This window comes from Salinimicrobium oceani (assembly GCF_012037645.1).
The window spans coordinates 1-298 of the sequence record NZ_JAAVJR010001515.1 but is presented as its reverse complement, the minus strand read 5'-3'; the positions used below and the strand labels follow the sequence as shown (position 1 = coordinate 298).

Here is a 298-nt window from a genome sequence, read left to right as displayed (position 1 = left end):
CCGGATTTTATGATGCTTACAGCCTCGAAGGAGAAGATTGGGTGGCACCTTATTACCTGGCAATTGACCAGGGTCCGCAGGTGGTTATGATTGAAAATTATCGTTCCGGGCTTATTTGGAATTTATTCATGCAAACTCCCGAAGTACAGGCCGGACTTGAAAAACTTGGATTTAGCTATGAAAAATAATTTAATGCTTATCATCGCATTTTTGACACTTCAGTTTTCTGCGGAAGCACAAAACCGGGAGTTATATGAGCGAAAGGAGTTTATTTCTGAAGGGGATACATTGCGTTACC

1 protein-coding gene is annotated in these 298 nt (G+C 41.6%); it reads left to right on the top strand.

The genetic code is table 11. The features are described from left to right. Positions 1-188, top strand: a 188-nt coding sequence (locus tag HC175_RS22895; protein WP_317172405.1) for a glucoamylase family protein, incomplete at its 5' end; no start/stop codon positions are given. Positions 189-298 lie beyond the last annotated feature (110 nt).